Source organism: Butyrivibrio sp. MB2005 (assembly GCF_000424285.1).
GTDB lineage: Bacteria > Bacillota > Clostridia > Lachnospirales > Lachnospiraceae > Butyrivibrio.
The window spans coordinates 149,834-167,919 of record NZ_AUJP01000012.1; the positions used below are offsets into that span (position 1 = coordinate 149,834).

Consider the following 18,086-nt stretch of genomic DNA (forward strand, 5'->3'; position numbering starts at 1 on the left):
ATAAACTCCCGGGTTTAGCTTTTAACATTGAATTGTGCTAAACTTAAACAGAGAAGAAAGAAGGTATTTAGAAATGGCAAAAACTACAACTAAAGACATGACGGAGGGGTCAATCATCAGGCAGATAATAATGTTTTCTCTGCCTCTTATGTTTGGAAACATATTCCAAATGCTCTACAATACGGTGGATTCCATCGTAGTTGGCAATTTCGTAGGAAAAGAAGCACTGGCGGCGGTGGGATCAACCACGATGATCGTGAACATGCTGGTGTTTTTCTTTAACGGCTTTTCAATCGGAGCAGGTGTAGTAATCTCAAGGTATTTCGGAGCAAAAGAACACGACAGGCTCCATAAAGCTATTGAGACCACCATGGCGACAACATTTATATTCTGTGTTCTTTTCACAATAATAGGAACTCTCGGAGTCGTACCGATGCTGAAGTTCATGGCGACGCCGGATGATGTAATGAGCGATGCCACAATATATTTAAAGACTTATTTCCTTGGATTTGCGGGACTTCTTATCTATAACATGGGAAGCGGAATTCTCCGCGCAGTGGGCGATACTACAAGGCCGCTGATGTTTCTCATTCTGACAAGTATCATGAACATTATCCTGGATCTGTTTTTTGTAATAGGGTTAAAGGCGGGAATAGCAGGCGTTGCCTACGCTACAATAATCTCACAGGCAGTGTCCGCTGTCCTTATTCTTGTTTTGCTGACAAGTGCAAATGATGTGTACAAGTTCGTGTGGAAGGACATTACGCTGGATCCTGCAATACTAAAGATGATCTTTATGGTAGGACTTCCTGCGGGAATTCAGTCTGTCATCACAGCATTCTCGAATGTTTTTGTGCAGTCCTATGTCAATCACTTCGGATCGAGCTGTATGGCGGGATGGAGCAGCTACAACAAGCTTGATACCTTTATAATGCTCCCTATGAGCAGTATGGCCATGGCAGCAACAACATTTGTCAGCCAGAATATGGGAGCAGGCAAAAAAGAGAGAGCAGCAAGTGGCACAAGGACTACAGTTGTTCTGGCATCTGTGATAACCGCCATAATAGCACTGTTTTTGTATGTCTTTGCAGAACCTGCCATCAGGCTCTTTTCACAGGATACGTCCGTTGTTGAGTACGGCGCGCTTTTCATTCATGCCAATGTTTTTTTCCTTATTGCAAACTGTGTAAACCACACCCTTGCAGGAGCACTGAGGGGCAGAGGCGATTCCAAGGGACCTATGGTCATAATGATCCTGTGTTTTGTGGTGATCAGGCAGATTTATCTTTTCGTGGTCACAAGATATGTGGCAAATACTGCGCTGCTTGTGGGACTTGGATACCCTGTTGGATGGGTTAGCTGCTGCATAGTTGAGGTATTGTACTACAGAATAAAGTGGGCGAGAAAAATTGAAAAAGCAGTCGCTTAAATTTAACCGGAATTTATAGTATAGTAATACAATAGATTACTGTTTTTCTTCAGAAAAACGGGAATGCATTTCAATCTAGATCAAGGAGTACTACATAAATGGACATTTTACAGAAGATCACTGAGGAACTTGGCGTAAAGAAATGGCAGGTAGAGGCAGCAGTCGGACTTATCGACGAGGGCAACACAATACCTTTCATTTCCAGATATCGTAAGGAGGTAACAGGTTCACTTAATGACGAACAGCTCAGAACTCTTGGAGAGCGCCTTACATATTTAAGAGGCCTTGAGGAGAAAAAAGAGCAGGTTCTTGCCAGCATTGAGGAACAGGGCAAGCTCACAGATGAGCTTAAGGCAAAGATCATAGCTGCTGAGACCATGGTAGCTGTTGAGGATTTGTACAGACCTTACAGACCTAAGAGAAAGACCCGTGCTTCTGTTGCAAAAGAAAAGGGCTTAGACGGCCTTGCTGATATCATCCGTGCTCAGGAGACCACAAAGACTCTTGTGGAGGAGGCTACTCCTTACGTAAATCCTGAGAAGGAAGTTAAAAATATTCAGGAAGCCATTCAGGGTGCCATGGATATCATCGCTGAAGAGATTTCCGATGATGCCGATTATAGAAAATACATCCGTGAGGAGACCTGGAATCAGGGCTTTGTTACATCTACTGCCAAGGATGAAACGGCAGAGAGCGTATACGAGATGTACTACAACTTCGAGGAGCCTGTAAACAAGATTCTTGGACACAGAGTTCTTGCTCTTAACAGAGGAGAAGCTGAGAAATTCCTTACAGTTAAGATCACAGCTCCCGAGGAGCAGATTTTAAGATTCCTCGAGACCAAGACAATTACTAAGGATAATGCCGAGACAACACCTATTCTTAAGGCTGTTTGCAAGGATTCCTATGACAGACTTATCGCTCCCGCAATCGAGAGAGATATCAGAAACGAGCTTACTGAGAAGGCTGAAGACAGCGCTATCACCGTATTTGGTAAGAACCTTGAGCAGCTCCTTATGCAGCCTCCTATCGCAGGGAAAACAGTTCTTGGATGGGACCCTGCTTTCAGAACAGGCTGTAAGCTTGCAATTGTTGATGCCACAGGAAAAGTCCTTGATACCAAGGTTATCTATCCCACAGCACCTCAGAACAAAGTAGAAGAGGCAAAGGCAGAGCTTAAAAAGCTCATCAAAAAATACGACGTTGACCTTATTTCAGTCGGTAACGGAACTGCTTCAAGAGAATCAGAGCAGGTAATTGTTGAGCTTATAAAGGAACTTGATAAGCCTGTTCAGTACGTTATCGTAAATGAAGCAGGAGCTTCAGTATATTCGGCAAGTAAGCTTGCAACAGAGGAGTTCCCTCAGTTTGACGTAGGACAAAGAAGTGCTGCTTCCATCGCAAGAAGACTTCAGGATCCTCTTGCAGAGCTTGTTAAGATCGACCCTCAGAGCATAGGTGTTGGTCAGTATCAGCATGATATGAACCAGAAAAAGCTGGGCGAAGCTCTTTCAGGCGTGGTAGAAGACTGTGTTAACAAGGTAGGTGTTGATCTTAACACTGCATCAGCACCGCTACTTACATATATTTCAGGAATCAGCAAGGTAATCGCTAAAAACATCGTAGATTACAGAGAAGCCAACGGTAAGTTCGAGAGCAGAGATCAGCTCCTTAAGGTTCCAAAGCTCGGACCCAAGGCCTACGAGCAGTGCGCAGGATTCCTCAGAATCCACGACGGTAAAAATGCTCTTGATGACACCAGCGTGCATCCTGAGTCCTACGAAGCAGCAGAAAAGCTCATGGATAAGCTTGGACTTACCATGGAAGATGTCCGCGAAGCTCAGAAGAAGACAGCTAAGGATATAAGCGCTGCAAAGAAAAACGATGGCAAGGCTGATCAGAAGCCTGCCAAGAAGCAGAAAAAAGAGCAGAAGGTTTTCATAAAGAATACAAGCACAGCTATGGGTGCAGCCCTTGCGGCAGCTCTTAACGGAACAAGCCTTGGAGCAGACTCAGCTCCGTCATCAAAAGAGAAGGCAAATGACAACGGCGCAGCAAAGGTTAGCAAGGCAGCAGTTGGCGGAAGTCTTCTTAAGAAGGTTGGAGATAAGAAGAAGCTTGCAGAGGAGCTTGGCGTAGGTGAAATCACACTTACAGATATCCTCTCAGAGCTTGAGAAGCCTTCAAGAGATCCCAGAGAGAGCATGCCTGCTCCTATTCTTAGAAGCGATGTAATGGATATGAAGGACTTAAAGCCCGGAATGATCCTTAAGGGAACTGTAAGAAATATCGTAGACTTTGGTGCCTTTGTTGATATAGGTGTGCATCAGGACGGTCTCGTACATATTTCCCAGATCACAGACCGCTTCATCAAACATCCTCTTGATGCCGTAAGTGTCGGAGACATAGTAGATGTGCAGGTTATCGAGGTTGATCTTAAGAAGCAGAGAATCGGTCTTACTATGAAAATTAACAAAAAGTAAGAAACTTTCTTTATGCCTGATGGATTTATGAATGAGTTTTTCAGAAAAGAGAAATTTATTCAATAACCCTATTGCAAGAATGAGATTTATATAGTATTGTATCTCAAAGATATGAAAATTCCATATTGTAATTTTCTCTTATTCAGAGTGGTGGAGATACATAGGATCTGTGAAGCCACGGCAACCCCGGACAACCGGAAGGTGCCAACCTGAGCGTAGTGAGTAAGTGACCCTGTACCGCATTGCTTTATATTAGCGGTAGGATCTGCGAGCAATAAGAGGATTTGATTATCTGTTATCAGGTCCGCTTTGCTTCGCGCACAGCGGACTTTACTAATTAATTTTTTTCAGAGCGCAAATGCGCAGAAAGGATTTTTAAATGAGCGAAAAGTTTATTTTCACTTCCGAGTCAGTTACTGAGGGACATCCCGATAAAATCTGTGATAACATCTCTGATGCTATCCTTGATGCATGCCTTGCACAGGATCCCATGAGCCGTGTTGCTTGTGAGACAACAGCTTGCACAGGTTTTGCACTTATCACAGGTGAGATCACAACCAAGGCTGTTGTTGATTATGCAAAGATCGCAAGAGACACTATCGTAGAGATCGGTTATGACAGCTCAGAGAAGGGCTTTGATGGTAACACATGCGCAGTTATGGTTGCTCTTGACCAGCAGTCAGCTGATATCGCAATGGGTGTTGATAAGGCTATCGAGGCTAGAGAGAACAAGATGACTGACGAGGAGATCGAGGCAATCGGTGCCGGCGATCAGGGTATGATGTTCGGTTATGCTACAAACGAGACAGAGGAGCTTATGCCTTACGCTATCTCACTTGCTCACAAGCTTACAAGAAAGCTTACAGAGGTTCGTAAGAACGGAACTCTTCCTTATCTTAGAGCAGACGGTAAGAGCCAGGTTTCTGTTGAGTATGATGAGAACGGCAAGCCCGTTAGACTTGAGGCTATCGTTGTTTCTACTCAGCATGATGAGAAGGTTACTCAGGAGCAAATCCACGAGGATATCAGAAAGTATGTTATCGATGCAGTTGTAGACAGCGCTATGGTTGATGACAACACCAAGATCTATATCAATCCTACAGGCCGTTTCGTAATCGGCGGACCTCAGGGTGATGCCGGTCTTACAGGACGTAAGATCATCGTTGATACTTACGGCGGAGCTGCTCGTCACGGCGGCGGTGCTTTCTCCGGTAAGGACTGCACAAAGGTTGACCGTTCAGGTGCTTACGCAGCACGTTATGTTGCTAAGAACATCGTTGCTGCAGGTCTTGCTGATAAGTGTGAGGTTCAGCTTTCATACGCTATCGGTGTTGCACAGCCTACATCAGTTCTTGTTGATACATTTGGCACAGGTAAGGTTTCAAACGAGGCTCTTGTAAACGCAGTTCGTGATACATTCGACCTTCGTCCTGCAGGAATCATCAAGATGCTCGACCTTCGTCGTCCTATCTACAAGCAGACAGCTGCTTATGGACACTTTGGCCGCAACGACCTCAACCTTCCTTGGGAGAAGACAGATAAGGTTGACGAGCTTAAGAGCAAGGTTAACGCATAAGTCGTTTAATAAGGCTTCTATAATATAGTAGTTGATTTTATGACACCCACTACGCTGAGATATCAGTGCAGTGGGTGTTTTTGTATTGTTTGAAAATCTATAGAAAAATCTTTTGAAAAAATTTTGTAATCCTGAAGATTTTTTGAATCTGTCCCCGTTATATAATATGAGAGATGAAAAAAGCTGAAGGGAGGTGGAAAAAATAGACGCACAGGAAAAGTTAATACTTTGGATGCAGCAGTACAAAAATCTTATTTTTTCCATCTGCCTTAGAATGACCGGAGATTATTTTACTGCTGAAGACATAGCTCAGGAAACCTTCTTGTCGGCATATACGCACATGGATAAGTTTGATGGAACAAATGAGAAGGCCTGGCTATCGAGAATCGCTGCCAATAAATGTACGGATTATCTAAGAAGTGCAGCAAACAGGGCGGTTCCCACAGCAGAAGAAGAGATGCCTGAACCCAAAGCAGGACCCGGAATTACAAGCTCATCAATCAGCAAAAATCCTTCTGATATTTACGAAGCAGAGGATGTGATAAACAGTTTTACAAGATACTGTGAAGACCTTCCGGAGGGTTACAGCGACATTGCAAAGGAGCATTTTATAGGTGGGAGAACAGCAAAAGAGATTGCAGAGGAAAAGGGTTCGAATCTTAAAACAGTACAGACAAGGATTTACAGAGCCCGGGAGATGCTAAAGAAAAACTGTGGAAAGGAGTGGCTTGAAGCATGAATGAAGATTTTAATTATTTAAGCGATGAAGAATTAGAAAAGCTCATATCTTCGACGGAAGAATCAAGCATGGTGCAGGCTCCTCCGGATTTTGAGGAATCGGTGCTGAAGGTAATCTCCTTTCAGGTCAGGAAAAGAGAGTACGCCAGGTTCAGATTTCAGGTATGTATGGCTATGGCTGCTGCGATTCTTTTTATGTTTTTGATACCGGCCATATCAAACAGCAGTGGTTTTAACACTATCAGGGAAATGTCCGAGCAGAGCGGTGAAGAAAATGCTGGCAATGAAAAGACAGGCTATGTATCGGAGCTACTTAATAAGCATTTGTTTAGTGAAGCAGTTTCTTCTTTTGAAATAGGAAATAATTGATTGAGGATGGAGGAATAAATATGAGACCAGTACAAAAGAGAGGTTTTTTCAATTTTTTATGTGCGTTTTTGCCCGGTGCATCTGAGATGTACATGGGATTTACCAAAATGGGATTTAGCATGATGAGCGTTTTTATGATCAGCTTTGGGCTTATTGCCTTTTTTGATCTTAGTGATCTGTTTCTTGTGGTGCCGCTTCTTATGTGGTTTTACGGATTTTTCCATGCGAGAAATCTGACCACCTGCAGACCGGAACTGTTCATAAATCTTGAGGATGACTATTTCTGGAACGAGCTTGTGGATGGAAAAGGACTTAAGATAAGCTCCGGAACCGCCCGCACAATAGGTGCATGGGTATTGATACTTGGTGGCATGGCTGTAATTTGGGATCTTGTATGGAATCCTATAAGTGAATACCTGGAGGAAGCACTTTCCATGGCAAATAGTCGCGGTGCTGCGTACATTCTGCATCTTTTATATTCATTCCCTAAGCTGGTTGTCGCAGTTGTCATCGTAATTGTGGGAATAAAGCTGATAATTGGAAAAAAGAAGACCTTATATCTTACAGATAACTCTATGCAGATAAGTCAGCCGATACCACAGGAAGGAGAGAGAAAGGATGCCTGAGAATAGTTATAATTCTTATGTAAGGATTCACCGTGTAGGAACTATCACAACAGGGCTGTGCTTTGTGGGCTTTGGTATTCTCTTCATTTTGCATACGGCCTTTAATCTTTTCACCTATGAATGGATTCTTACTATGTGGCCCTTAATACTGATTGCTTTAGGAATAGAAATTCTTTTATCAAATAAGTATTATCAAAATTTCGTTTATGATAAAGCCGGGGCTTTTATGATAATCATTATGGGATTATTCTCAATGATGATGGCCTTTGCGGATATGTGCATGAAGGCAGGCTGGGGACATATATATGTCGAGTGAGACATATGAAGTAAGATATAGAAATTTTTAAATAGAATTACAGATAAATAATTCATGAGAAAAACCTTCCGGTTATGGACTGAAGATAAGTAGTATGTCAGCCCTTAACAGGAGGTTTTTTATTTTAAAAGACGTAACAGTTAGTGGGGAAAACATGGTATATTTGATAGGTGACAGTGAGTTTTTACATAACTAAATTTGCGTTAAGATACAGCAGCAAACATGGTTTTGACTTGAAATAAAGAGGTAGTTAACAGCATGGATTTACTTAAAAAATTTGTACCATATTATAAACCTTATATTGGCGTATTCTTGCTGGATCTGGTGGCAGCATCTATTTTGTCGCTTATAGATCTGGTTTTTCCGCAGCTCCTAAGGGTGCTTAGGGAGACTCTTTTCCTTGATACTCCGGAGAAAATCGTGGCAGGAGTAATAAAGCTGGCAATCGGGCTTCTTATTATGTACACGGTAAGATCACTTTGTAAGCATTATGTAACCTATCAGGGACACATGATGGGAGCAAGGATGGAGTCCGGCATGAGAAGAGATCTCTTTGATCAGTTTGAGAGATTTTCTTTTTCATATTATGACAAAAACAACACCGGCGAGATGATGAGTAAGCTGGTGTCTGACCTTTTTGACATCTCGGAGCTGGCACACCACGGCCCTGAAAATATCTTTATATCTGTAGTGAAGCTTGCAGGTTCCTTCATTATTCTCATGACAATGAATGTGCAGATGACCCTTATACTTGCGGTCATCGTGGTATGTATGGCTGTTTTCTCTTTCAGACAAAACGGCATCATGAGAAGGACCTTCTTTGATAACAGGAAAAAGATAGCAGGCATCAACTCTTCACTTCAGGACACCCTTGGCGGAATCCGCGTGGTTAAGTCCTTTACGGGAGAGGATATCGAGAAAGCAAAATTCGATGAGAGCAACGAAGCATTCCTTGAATCAAAGAAAGCCAACTACCTGACGATGGCGCTTTTCCAGTCAGGCAACAATTTCTTTGAAGGTCTGATGTACATTGCGGTAATAGTTTTCGGTGGTCTTTTCATTGCAAAGGGAACTTTGTCCGTGGAGGACCTGGCGGTTTATGCCCTATATATTAATGTATTTATTGCTCCTGTTAACGTGCTCATTGAGTTTACAGAGCAGCTTCAGAAGGGGGCAGCAGGCTTCCAGAGATTCAGGGAAGTTATGGATGTGATACCTGAGATTCAGGATAAGCCTGATGCGAAGGAAATCACCGAGTGCAAAGGAACCGTTGATTACGAGAATGTCTCTTTTTCATATGATGAGGATGAAGAGAGGGTTCTCAGTCACATAAATCTTCACGTGGATGCAGGCAAAAAAGTGGCCATAGTCGGCCCTTCGGGCGGCGGAAAGTCCACACTTTGCTCGCTTCTTCCAAGATTTTACGATGTAGATAAGGGAGCTGTAAAAATTGATGGCAATGACGTAAGAGACCTTACACAGAAATCTCTTCGAGGTGTCATTGGTATTGTACAGCAAGACGTGTATCTTTTTAATGGAACAATAAGAGAGAATATCGCCTATGGCAGACAGGGCGCAAGCTTTGAGGAAATAAAAGAAGCTGCAAAGAAGGCCGATCTTGACGAGTTTATCTCATCTCTTCCTAATGGATATGACACCAGAGTAGGGGAGAGAGGTACGAGACTCTCAGGCGGACAGAAGCAGAGAATATCAATTGCCAGAGTTTTCCTAAAGAACCCGCCTATCCTGATTCTGGATGAAGCTACGAGTGCTCTGGACAATGAGTCAGAGAAATACATACAGCAGTCACTTGATAAGCTTTCGGCAGGAAGAACCACCATTACCATAGCTCACAGACTTTCTACTATTAGAAATGCTGATGAGATCATAGTCCTTGATTCTGATGGAATACAGGAAAAAGGCGATCATAAGACTCTTCTTGAAAAGAACGGAATCTATGCAAAGTATTATAAGATGCAGGTAGGAGAGGCGTAATACATGTCATTTGCACATTTGCACGTCCATACAGAGTATTCACTTCTGGATGGATCTAACAAGATAAAAGAATATGTAAAAAGGATAAAGGAGCTTGGCATGACGGCCGGAGCCATCACGGATCACGGTGTCATGTACGGCGTTATCGATTTTTATAAAGCTGCGCTGGATGCAGGGATAAAGCCCATCATCGGGTGCGAGGTTTATGTGGCTCCCGGTTCCCGTTTTGAGAAGGAAGCAGGTGTTAGTGAGAACAGATACTACCATCTGGTGCTTCTTGCGGAGAACAACAAGGGCTATGAGAATCTGTCGCATATTGTCAGCAGAGGTTTTACAGAAGGTTATTATTATAAGCCCCGCGTTGACCTTGAAGTTTTGCAGGAGTTTCATGAGGGAATTATCTGCCTTTCTGCCTGCCTTGCTGGTGAGATTCCCAAGGCGATTTCAAGAGGCGATATAGAGGAAGCAAGGGCAGCAGCCAGAAGATATGATGAGATTTTCGGCCACGGCAACTTTTTCCTTGAGCTTCAGGACCATGGTATTTCTGAGCAGCAGAGGGTGAACCCTGTCCTTATGGCCCTTAGTAAAGAGCTGGATATTCCCCTTGTTGCCACAAACGACTGCCACTACACCTATGCTGATGATGCAGAGGCCCACGACCTTTTGCTTTGCATTCAGACAGGTAAAAAGGTTAGCGATGAAGACAGAATGCGCTATGAAGGAGGTCAGTACTACGTCAAGAGTGAAGACGAGATGCGACTTCTTTTCCAGTATGCCCAGGATGCCATTGATAATACGCAAAAGATTGCCGACAGATGTAACGTGGAGATCGAGTTTGGCGTAACAAAGCTGCCTCACTATGATGTCCCTGAAGGCTATGATTCCTGGACTTATTTAAATAAGCTTTGTATTGATGGACTTAATGAGAGATATCCCGAGGATGACGGAACCATCAGGAAGCAGCTTGATTATGAGCTTTCCGTAATCCAGAAAATGGGATACGTGGATTATTTCCTTATTGTATGGGATTATATCAACTACTGCAGAGAGAATGATATAGCAGTTGGTCCGGGACGTGGATCGGCAGCAGGCTCTGTTGTTTCATATTGTATGCACATCACAAATATCGATCCTGTTAAGTATGATCTCCTCTTTGAGAGATTCCTTAACCCCGAGCGTGTATCCATGCCTGATATAGACGTGGACTTCGAGTACGAACGCAGACAGGAAGTTATAGACTACGTTACCGAGAAATATGGCGCAGACAAGGTAATTCAGATCATTACCTTCGGTACGCTGCAGCCCAAGGGTGTTATCAGGGACGTGGCAAGAGTGCTTGATCTTCCATACAGTACAGGTGATAACCTTGCCAAGATGATTCCCACAGAGCTTGGTATGACCCTTGAAAAGGCTTTGTCCATGAATGCTGAGCTAAGAGGACTTTATGATACAGACCCTCAGGTTCACCATCTTATCGATATGTGTAAGAAGCTTGAAGGACTGCCAAGACATACATCGATTCATGCAGCGGGCGTTGTTATATGTTCTGCTCCGGCAGAGGATCTTGTGCCTCTCTCAAGATCTGCGGAAGGTAATATCACAACCCAGTTCACCATGACCACCATCGAGGAGCTTGGACTTCTCAAGATGGATTTCCTGGGACTAAGGACCCTTACTGTAATCAAGGATGCCGCAAGATTTGCCAATGAAACCAATGGTGCAAAGAAGGGTGATCCAAATTACATTGATATAGACAGTCTTGATTATAACGATGCTCAGGTTTTTGATGCTATAGGAAGCGGACATTGTGAAGGCGTGTTCCAGCTTGAAAGTGCGGGAATGACCTCCTTCATGAAGGAGCTTAAGCCTCAGAACTTTGAGGATATTGTAGCGGGTATCTCTTTGTATCGTCCCGGTCCCATGGACTTTATTCCGAAATATATCGCAGGAAAACAGGACGCAAATAATATTACATATTCGACGGATCTTCTTGAGCCCATTCTTTCGCCTACCTACGGCTGTATCGTATATCAGGAGCAGGTTATGCAGATAGTGCAGAAGCTTGGCGGATATACCCTGGGAAGAGCGGACCTTGTTCGAAGAGCCATGAGTAAGAAAAAACAGCACGTCATGGAGGTTGAGAGGGAAAACTTCGTAAACGGTAATTCTGAGGAAGGCGTTCCCGGCTGCGTTTCCAAGGGAATTGACGCGGATGTTGCAAATCAGATTTACGATTCCATGATGGACTTTGCGAAGTACGCCTTCAACAAGTCTCATGCAGCCTGCTACGCAGTTGTTGCCATGCAGACAGCCTGGCTTAAATACTACTATCCTGTGGAATTCATGGCAGCGCTTATGACATCTGTAATTGATAACCAGGCAAAGGTATCCTATTACATCATGACCTGCAGAAATATGGGTATAGATGTCCTTCCGCCTGATGTTAACGAAGGATTTTCCGGATTCTCCGTTGCAAGGTTCGAAGATAACGATGAGAGTAAGGATGAGCGATACAGAGGAAAAGCCATAAGATACGCTCTTACATCCATAAAGGGTGTAGGCAGACCTATTATAGAGGGCATAGTAAGAGAGCGTGAGATGGGCGGCAAATTCAGAAATCTTGACGACTTCCTTAAGCGCATGATGGATGTGGGCGAAGTCAATAAGCGCGCCGTTGAGAATTTCATAAAGGCAGGTGCTCTGGATAGTCTTGGCGGCACAAGAAAACAGTTCATGCATGTATATGCAAGGATGATGGACCAGCTCCACGACCGCAATAAGAACAGTTTTGCAGGACAGATGTCCCTGTTTGACTTAGCTCCCAAGGAAGTAAAGGAGCAGTTTGAGATAAAGCTTCCAGATGTTGGTGAGTATCCTAAGGATATGATCCTGGAATTCGAGAAGGAGGTCCTTGGAATCTACGTATCGGGCCATCCTCTTGAAGAATATGAGGCTATGTGGAAAAAGCACATTACTGCCACAACCACGGATTTTTATATCAATGAAGATACCGGAATGCCCACGATTCTCGATGGTCAGACAGTTACCATAGGAGGCATGATCGCAGATAAAACCACGAAATATACCAAGAACGATCAGCTGATGGCCTTCATAACCCTTGAAGACCTGGTTGGAAGCGTGGAAGTCATCGTATTTCCCAAGACATACGAGGGCAATGCCGGCAGACTTAATCAGGATGCGAAGGTTTTCATACAGGGAAGAGTATCTGCAGAAGAGGATAAAGAGGCTAAGCTTATAGCTTCAAAAATCACTTTGTTTGACGAACTTCCAAGAACCGTGTGGATCCAGTTTGCGGACATGGGAGACTATGAAGGTAAGAAAGATGCCCTGGATGACCTTATCGATGCAAGGAAAAAGGTACCGGGCGCCAGAGACAGCATTGCCATATACCTGAAAGATACAAAGCAGATCAAAAAGCTGCCATCTTCAAGCAATATCAGAGCCGATGAAGAGACAATTGAGAACCTGAACGGAATATTTGGTGAAGCAAACGTAAAGATTGTCTAAATTCTTAGGTTTAGAGCCCTTCAGATATTGCAGTTGAAAAAAATTTGCGATAATATAATAAACGTAAAAAGAGAATATTTTTTAGGTAAAGAGGTAATACCGATTATGGCAAAAGAGATAAAAACAATTGGAGTTCTTACCAGTGGTGGTGACGCTCCGGGAATGAACGCAGCAATTCGTGCAGTTGTAAGAAAGGCCCTTGCAAACGGTCTTAAGGTTAAGGGTATTAAGAAGGGCTATCAGGGACTTCTTAATGAAGAAATCTATGACATGGACCGCAGAAGCGTAGCTGATATTATTCAGCGAGGCGGTACAATCCTTGGAACTGCTAGATGTATGGAGTTCACAACTGAAGCTGGTCAGAAGAAAGGTGCCGAGATCTGCAGAAAGCACGGTATCGATGGCATGGTAGTTATCGGTGGTGACGGTTCCTACAGAGGTGCTCAGAAGCTTTCAGCGCAGGGAATCAACACAATTGGTATTCCCGGTACTATCGACCTTGATATAGCTTGTACAGATTATACTATCGGTTTTGATACCGCTATAAATACAGCGATGGACGCTATTGATAAGATCAGAGATACATCTTCTTCACACGAGCGTGTAAGTATCGTTGAGGTTATGGGACGTCACGCAGGTTACATCGCACTTTGGTGCGCAATCGCTAACGGTGCTGATGATATCCTTCTTCCTGAGAAGTACGACTTCAATGAGCAGAGAATCATCGACAATATCATTGATAACCGTAAGAAGGGTAAGACACATCACATTATCCTTAACGCAGAGGGTATCGGACACTCAGCTTCCATGGCACGTCGTATCGAGGCTGCTACAGGACTTGAGACCAGAGCTTCTATCCTTGGTTACATGCAGCGTGGTGGTAGCCCGACCTGTAAAGACCGTGTATATGCTTCCATGATGGGATGCTATGCAGCTGATATTCTTACAGCAGGCAAGACAAACCGCGTAGTTGCTTACAGAAACGGTCAGTTTGTTGACTACGATATCGATGAGGCTCTTGCAATGAAGAAGTCTATCAACGAATATCAGTATGAGATCAGTAAGATTCTCTAATCTACATTTGCTTATTGCTCCCTTCGGAATTTTCCGGAGGGAGTTTTCTATATCATAGGTTACACAATTAAGGCACAAGTAATCCAAGCGCAAAGGGGGAAAGCCAATGGATGAAAAAAGAAGTACTTTAAACGGCAGACTTAGAGCAATTGAAAGTAACGATGATTCTAATATTCTAAAGCTTTACAGAAAAAGTTTTCCAAAGGAATTCCAGTGGTTCTCGGATGAGAGAATACTCGATAATACAGTAAGAGATGCAGATTATTGTGTTGAAGCTTCTTTTATCTATGAGGTAGAAGATGGCGGCGTAGCTAAGGCTGCCGGAATTATCATAACAAAGCTGTCTCAGTATTATGAGAAGGAAGTATTATCCGATACCATGTGGATCACCATGCTGGCAGTCCGTGAGGAATACAGAGGCTGCGGTGTCGGCTCAGTGCTTCTTGACGCCGCTGTCAAAAAGGCGAAGGAGCTTGGCATTAAGGAAGTTGTGCTTGGCATGGAGTTTCGAAATCTCTTTTCCGGAATCCCGGCTCCCGATGATGCAAAGAAGGAATTCTTTAAAAAGGCAGGATTTACTCTTGGGGAAAAGGACCACTATGATATGTCTGCCAATATGCAGGAGAACTTTGTGCCGGATGAATTTGATGATTCAAAGTGCGAGGGATATCACGTAAAGAGAATGGAAGCGCAGGATGCTGATAAGGTTCTGGACTTCTTACTTAGAGAATTTCCTGACAGATGGCATTTTGAGATAGATCAGTATATTAAAACAGGCGGTGATTTAAAGCAGGTATTTCTTTTGATACAGGAAAGCGACGGAGATGTTGTGGGCTTTTCCATGACCCATGACTACGGGGATGCTGACAGAAACGGCGGACTTGGACCTATAGGAATAGGAAGCTCTGTAAGAGGCAAAAAGCTCGGAGGGCTTATCCTCACAAAGGCTCTTATCGGCCTAAGGGAGCAGGGGGTTCGTGATACCTGCATTGACTGGACGGGAATCGTGGATTTTTATGGCAAATACGGTTTTCATAAGGAAAGAGTATACAGAGCGGGGAGCATGAATCTAGTCTAAAATATGACGGGTTTATGGCTGCGCTGCCGGCGCAACTACAATAGAGGTGTTTAGAGTATGAAAATTGAAGGCGGACTTGTTTTTGACGAGAATTACAGTTTTACGAAGAAGGATATTTTTACAGATGGTGAGTTTTTTTCTGAAAAATCATCTGACGATGAGGTGATGGATGCAAGCGGCTGCTACGTGATTCCGGGGCTTGTGGATATTCACGTACATGGCTGCATGGGCAGCGATTTTTGCGATGCTACCGCAGAGTCTATAGAGGATTTCCTTAAATTCGAGGCATCCTGCGGAGTTACGGCTATATGCCCTACCACCATGACAGTTCCCAAGGAAAAGCTTTTGAGAGTCGCAGATGCCACGAAAGAATACATGGATACGAGGAAAGCTGCAGCTAAGGATGCGGGACATTTTATCGGAATAAATATGGAGGGACCCTTTATTTCTCCTGAAAAGAAGGGATCTCAGGAGCTTTCCGATATCTGCGATCCTGATGCAGACTTTGTAAGGCAGATGAATGACAGAAGCGGCGGCATGATAAAGCTTGTGGATATTGCACCGGAAAGGCCGGGGGCTTTTGACTTTATAAAGGAACTTAAGGACGAATTCATTATATCCGTTGCTCATACTGACTGCGACTATGATACTGCGCTTGAAGCAATGAAGCTTGGAGCTCACCATGTGACGCACCTCTATAATGCCATGAGACCTTATCTTCACAGGGCTCCGGGACCTGTTGGAGCCGCAATCGATGATAAGGAGTGCATGTCAGAGCTTATAACTGACGGAGTTCACCATCATGGCAGCGTCGACAGGAACACTTTTACACTGCTTGGTGCGGACAGAGTCGTTCTTATCAGCGACAGCATGAGAGCCACAGGACTTCCTGACGGAACTTATGAGCTTGGCGGTCACGAGGTTTTTGTAAAGGGAAAGAAGGCGCTTTTATCTGATGGAACAATAGCAGCCAGCGTCACCAATCTCTTTGACTGCATGATGACAGCGGCAGATGAGATTGGAATTCCTTTTGAGATAGCAGTCAGGTGTGCTACTATTAATCCAGCAAAATCAGTTAAGGCTGATGATATGATAGGAAGCATTGAAACCGGTAAATATGCAGATTTTCTCCTGATAGACAAGGACAGCCATACGCTTAAGCAAGTTGTCTTAAGGGGCAGGAGATTATGATGGTAAGGATATGATTACAAGTACAAACAACGCAAGAGTTAAGAAAATAGCAGAATACTGCAAGAAGGCAAAGGCAAGGAGAGAAGACGGCGTCTTCGTAGTAGAAGGCATCCGCATGGTCAGAGAAGTGCCGATAGACCTTCTTAGAGAGCTGTATGTCACACCGGAATTTATGAAAAACATATCCGATGATGACAGATATATTATAGAAGAAATAGGCTCATCTGACAGTGCTGTCATAGAAGAGGTGTCAGAGGATGTCATGGAAAAGATGGCAGATACCAAGACTCCCCAGGGCGTTCTTGCGGTTGTAAGACAGGCGCAGTGGGAATTGTCCGACATGCTTAAGGACAAGCCCATGCTTCTTATACTTGAGAATATTCAGGATCCCGGGAACCTTGGCACCATGTTCAGGACCGGCGAAGGCGCCGGAGTAACGGGCATAATAATGAGCTCTGATATGGCAGATGTATATAATCCCAAGGTTGTCAGATCCACAATGGGAGCTATTTTCAGAATGCCCTTTATTTATGTGGACTCTATTCCTGAAACAGTTAAAGCCCTTGAAAAAGAGCACGGTGTTATCACCTACGCAGCTCACCTTAAGGGAACAAAGAATTATGATGAGATAGATTATCATGGCCCATGTGCTTTTATGATAGGTAATGAAGGGAATGGTCTTACAAAGGAGGCAGCTGATGCAGCCTCAGAATATGTGCTCATTCCCATGCTTGGCAAAGTTGAATCTATGAATGCAGCTGTATCAGCGGCAGTGCTTACTTTTGAAGCAGCAAGACAAAGGAGGAATTAAAGTATGACAATCGGAGTAATAGGACTTGGAAACATGGCAAAGGCCCTTATTGGCGGAATCATTTCAAAGGGCATCTTTGATCCTCAGGATATCATCGGGGCTGATCCCTTAGAAGCAGCAAGAGAGAAGGCTGAGAAGAAGTTTCAGATTCAGGTTAAGGACAACAATGCAGATGTGGCAAGAGAAGCGGATGTGATCCTTCTTGCGGTAAAACCTCAGTTTCTTAAGGTTGCCATCGCTGACATCATGGATGAGATCGATGAGAATAAGCTTATTATCAGCATCGCTGCAGGTAAGTCTCTTGAGTGGATATCCAAAGAGTTTGAGAAGGAAGTAAAGATCATCAGAGTAATGCCCAACACTCCCGCACTTGTAGGCGAGGGATGCGCTGCAATCTGTCCCAACAGCCTTTGCAATGACGCTGATCTTAACCTGGCGCTTGATATTTTCAGAAGCTGCGGCACAGCCAATGTGGTTCCTGAAAACATGATGGATGTTGTTACAGGTGTCAGCGGCTCTTCACCTGCCTATGTATTTCTTTTCATAGAGGCAATGGCAGATGCTGCAGTGCTTGGAGGAATGCCCAGGAAGCAGGCCTATGAGTTCGCAGCCCAGGCAGTACTTGGAAGTGCCAAGATGGTCCTTGAGACAGGTAAGCACCCGGGTGAACTTAAGGACATGGTATGCTCCCCTGCAGGAACAACCATCGAAGCTGTAAAAGTGATGGAAGAATCAGGCTTTAGAGGCATTGTAATGGACGCTGTGGAAGCAGCAATACTGAGGAGTAAAGAGCTCTAAATTTGACAACAATGCTTCGGTTTGTTACAATATGAAAAGTTTTGCAGTAACAATTACGTAACAAACTTAAAAAG

The 18,086-nt window shown here is 43.9% G+C and carries 14 protein-coding genes and 1 riboswitch; all 14 genes read left to right on the forward strand.

Annotated elements, in window-relative coordinates; genetic code table 11:
• Positions 1-73 precede the first annotated feature (73 nt).
• Positions 74-1,429 (forward strand): MATE family efflux transporter, encoded by a 1,356-nt coding sequence (locus G610_RS0108430; protein ID WP_026524443.1) that lies wholly within the window; start codon positions 74-76, stop codon positions 1,427-1,429.
• Between the two features lie 98 nt (positions 1,430-1,527).
• Positions 1,528-3,912: a Tex family protein gene (locus G610_RS0108435; protein ID WP_026524444.1), complete on the forward strand. Its 2,385-nt coding sequence runs from the start codon at positions 1,528-1,530 to the stop codon at positions 3,910-3,912.
• Positions 3,913-4,047: 135 nt separating this feature from the next.
• A riboswitch (SAM riboswitch) is annotated at positions 4,048-4,141 on the forward strand.
• Between the two features lie 150 nt (positions 4,142-4,291).
• On the forward strand, positions 4,292-5,488 hold the full coding sequence (gene metK, locus G610_RS0108440) for a methionine adenosyltransferase (RefSeq protein WP_026524445.1): 1,197 nt from the start codon (positions 4,292-4,294) through the stop codon (positions 5,486-5,488).
• Between the two features lie 193 nt (positions 5,489-5,681).
• Complete coding sequence (locus tag G610_RS0108445) at positions 5,682-6,227, forward strand: RNA polymerase sigma factor (protein ID WP_026524446.1); 546 nt, start codon at positions 5,682-5,684, stop codon at positions 6,225-6,227.
• Complete coding sequence (locus tag G610_RS0108450) at positions 6,224-6,595, forward strand: hypothetical protein (RefSeq protein ID WP_026524447.1); 372 nt, start codon at positions 6,224-6,226, stop codon at positions 6,593-6,595. The genes G610_RS0108445 and G610_RS0108450 overlap by 4 nt, the downstream gene beginning before the upstream one ends.
• A 20-nt stretch (positions 6,596-6,615) precedes the next feature.
• The gene (locus G610_RS0108455; RefSeq protein ID WP_026524448.1) at positions 6,616-7,221 is read left to right on the forward strand and encodes a hypothetical protein; all 606 of its coding nucleotides are present in this window, start codon (positions 6,616-6,618) and stop codon (positions 7,219-7,221) included.
• The gene (locus G610_RS20270; protein WP_051197868.1) at positions 7,214-7,537 is read left to right on the forward strand and encodes a LiaF transmembrane domain-containing protein; all 324 of its coding nucleotides are present in this window, start codon (positions 7,214-7,216) and stop codon (positions 7,535-7,537) included. The genes G610_RS0108455 and G610_RS20270 overlap by 8 nt, the downstream gene beginning before the upstream one ends.
• Positions 7,538-7,795: 258 nt before the next feature.
• Entirely contained in the window at positions 7,796-9,532 is a 1,737-nt protein-coding gene (locus G610_RS0108465) for an ABC transporter ATP-binding protein (protein ID WP_026524449.1), read from the forward strand.
• A 3-nt stretch (positions 9,533-9,535) separates the two neighbouring features.
• Positions 9,536-13,060: a DNA polymerase III subunit alpha gene (locus G610_RS0108470; RefSeq protein WP_026524450.1), complete on the forward strand. Its 3,525-nt coding sequence runs from the start codon at positions 9,536-9,538 to the stop codon at positions 13,058-13,060.
• A gap of 105 nt (positions 13,061-13,165) precedes the next feature.
• On the forward strand, positions 13,166-14,134 hold the full coding sequence (pfkA, locus tag G610_RS0108475; RefSeq protein ID WP_026495845.1) for a 6-phosphofructokinase: 969 nt from the start codon (positions 13,166-13,168) through the stop codon (positions 14,132-14,134).
• Between the two features lie 106 nt (positions 14,135-14,240).
• Positions 14,241-15,212, forward strand: coding sequence for a GNAT family N-acetyltransferase (locus G610_RS0108480; RefSeq protein WP_026524451.1), 972 nt, complete (start codon positions 14,241-14,243; stop codon positions 15,210-15,212).
• A gap of 57 nt (positions 15,213-15,269) precedes the next feature.
• Positions 15,270-16,403, forward strand: coding sequence for an N-acetylglucosamine-6-phosphate deacetylase (gene nagA, locus G610_RS0108485; protein ID WP_026524452.1), 1,134 nt, complete (start codon positions 15,270-15,272; stop codon positions 16,401-16,403).
• A gap of 10 nt (positions 16,404-16,413) precedes the next feature.
• A complete protein-coding gene (locus G610_RS0108490; protein WP_026524453.1) occupies positions 16,414-17,214 on the forward strand; it encodes a TrmH family RNA methyltransferase in 801 nt (266 codons plus the stop codon).
• Positions 17,215-17,217: 3 nt separating this feature from the next.
• The gene (gene proC, locus G610_RS0108495) at positions 17,218-18,012 is read left to right on the forward strand and encodes a pyrroline-5-carboxylate reductase (RefSeq protein WP_026524454.1); all 795 of its coding nucleotides are present in this window, start codon (positions 17,218-17,220) and stop codon (positions 18,010-18,012) included.
• Positions 18,013-18,086 lie beyond the last annotated feature (74 nt).

Coding starts and splice junctions, on each gene's coding strand:
- G610_RS0108430 (WP_026524443.1), top strand. CDS start 74: ATGGCAAAAACTACAACTAAAGACATGACGGAGGGGTCAATCATCAGG.
- G610_RS0108435 (WP_026524444.1), top strand. CDS start 1,528: ATGGACATTTTACAGAAGATCACTGAGGAACTTGGCGTAAAGAAATGG.
- metK (WP_026524445.1), top strand. CDS start 4,292: ATGAGCGAAAAGTTTATTTTCACTTCCGAGTCAGTTACTGAGGGACAT.
- G610_RS0108450 (WP_026524447.1), top strand. CDS start 6,224: ATGAATGAAGATTTTAATTATTTAAGCGATGAAGAATTAGAAAAGCTC.
- G610_RS0108455 (WP_026524448.1), top strand. CDS start 6,616: ATGAGACCAGTACAAAAGAGAGGTTTTTTCAATTTTTTATGTGCGTTT.
- G610_RS20270 (WP_051197868.1), top strand. CDS start 7,214: ATGCCTGAGAATAGTTATAATTCTTATGTAAGGATTCACCGTGTAGGA.
- G610_RS0108465 (WP_026524449.1), top strand. CDS start 7,796: ATGGATTTACTTAAAAAATTTGTACCATATTATAAACCTTATATTGGC.
- G610_RS0108470 (WP_026524450.1), top strand. CDS start 9,536: ATGTCATTTGCACATTTGCACGTCCATACAGAGTATTCACTTCTGGAT.
- pfkA (WP_026495845.1), top strand. CDS start 13,166: ATGGCAAAAGAGATAAAAACAATTGGAGTTCTTACCAGTGGTGGTGAC.
- G610_RS0108480 (WP_026524451.1), top strand. CDS start 14,241: ATGGATGAAAAAAGAAGTACTTTAAACGGCAGACTTAGAGCAATTGAA.
- nagA (WP_026524452.1), top strand. CDS start 15,270: ATGAAAATTGAAGGCGGACTTGTTTTTGACGAGAATTACAGTTTTACG.
- G610_RS0108490 (WP_026524453.1), top strand. CDS start 16,414: ATGATTACAAGTACAAACAACGCAAGAGTTAAGAAAATAGCAGAATAC.
- proC (WP_026524454.1), top strand. CDS start 17,218: ATGACAATCGGAGTAATAGGACTTGGAAACATGGCAAAGGCCCTTATT.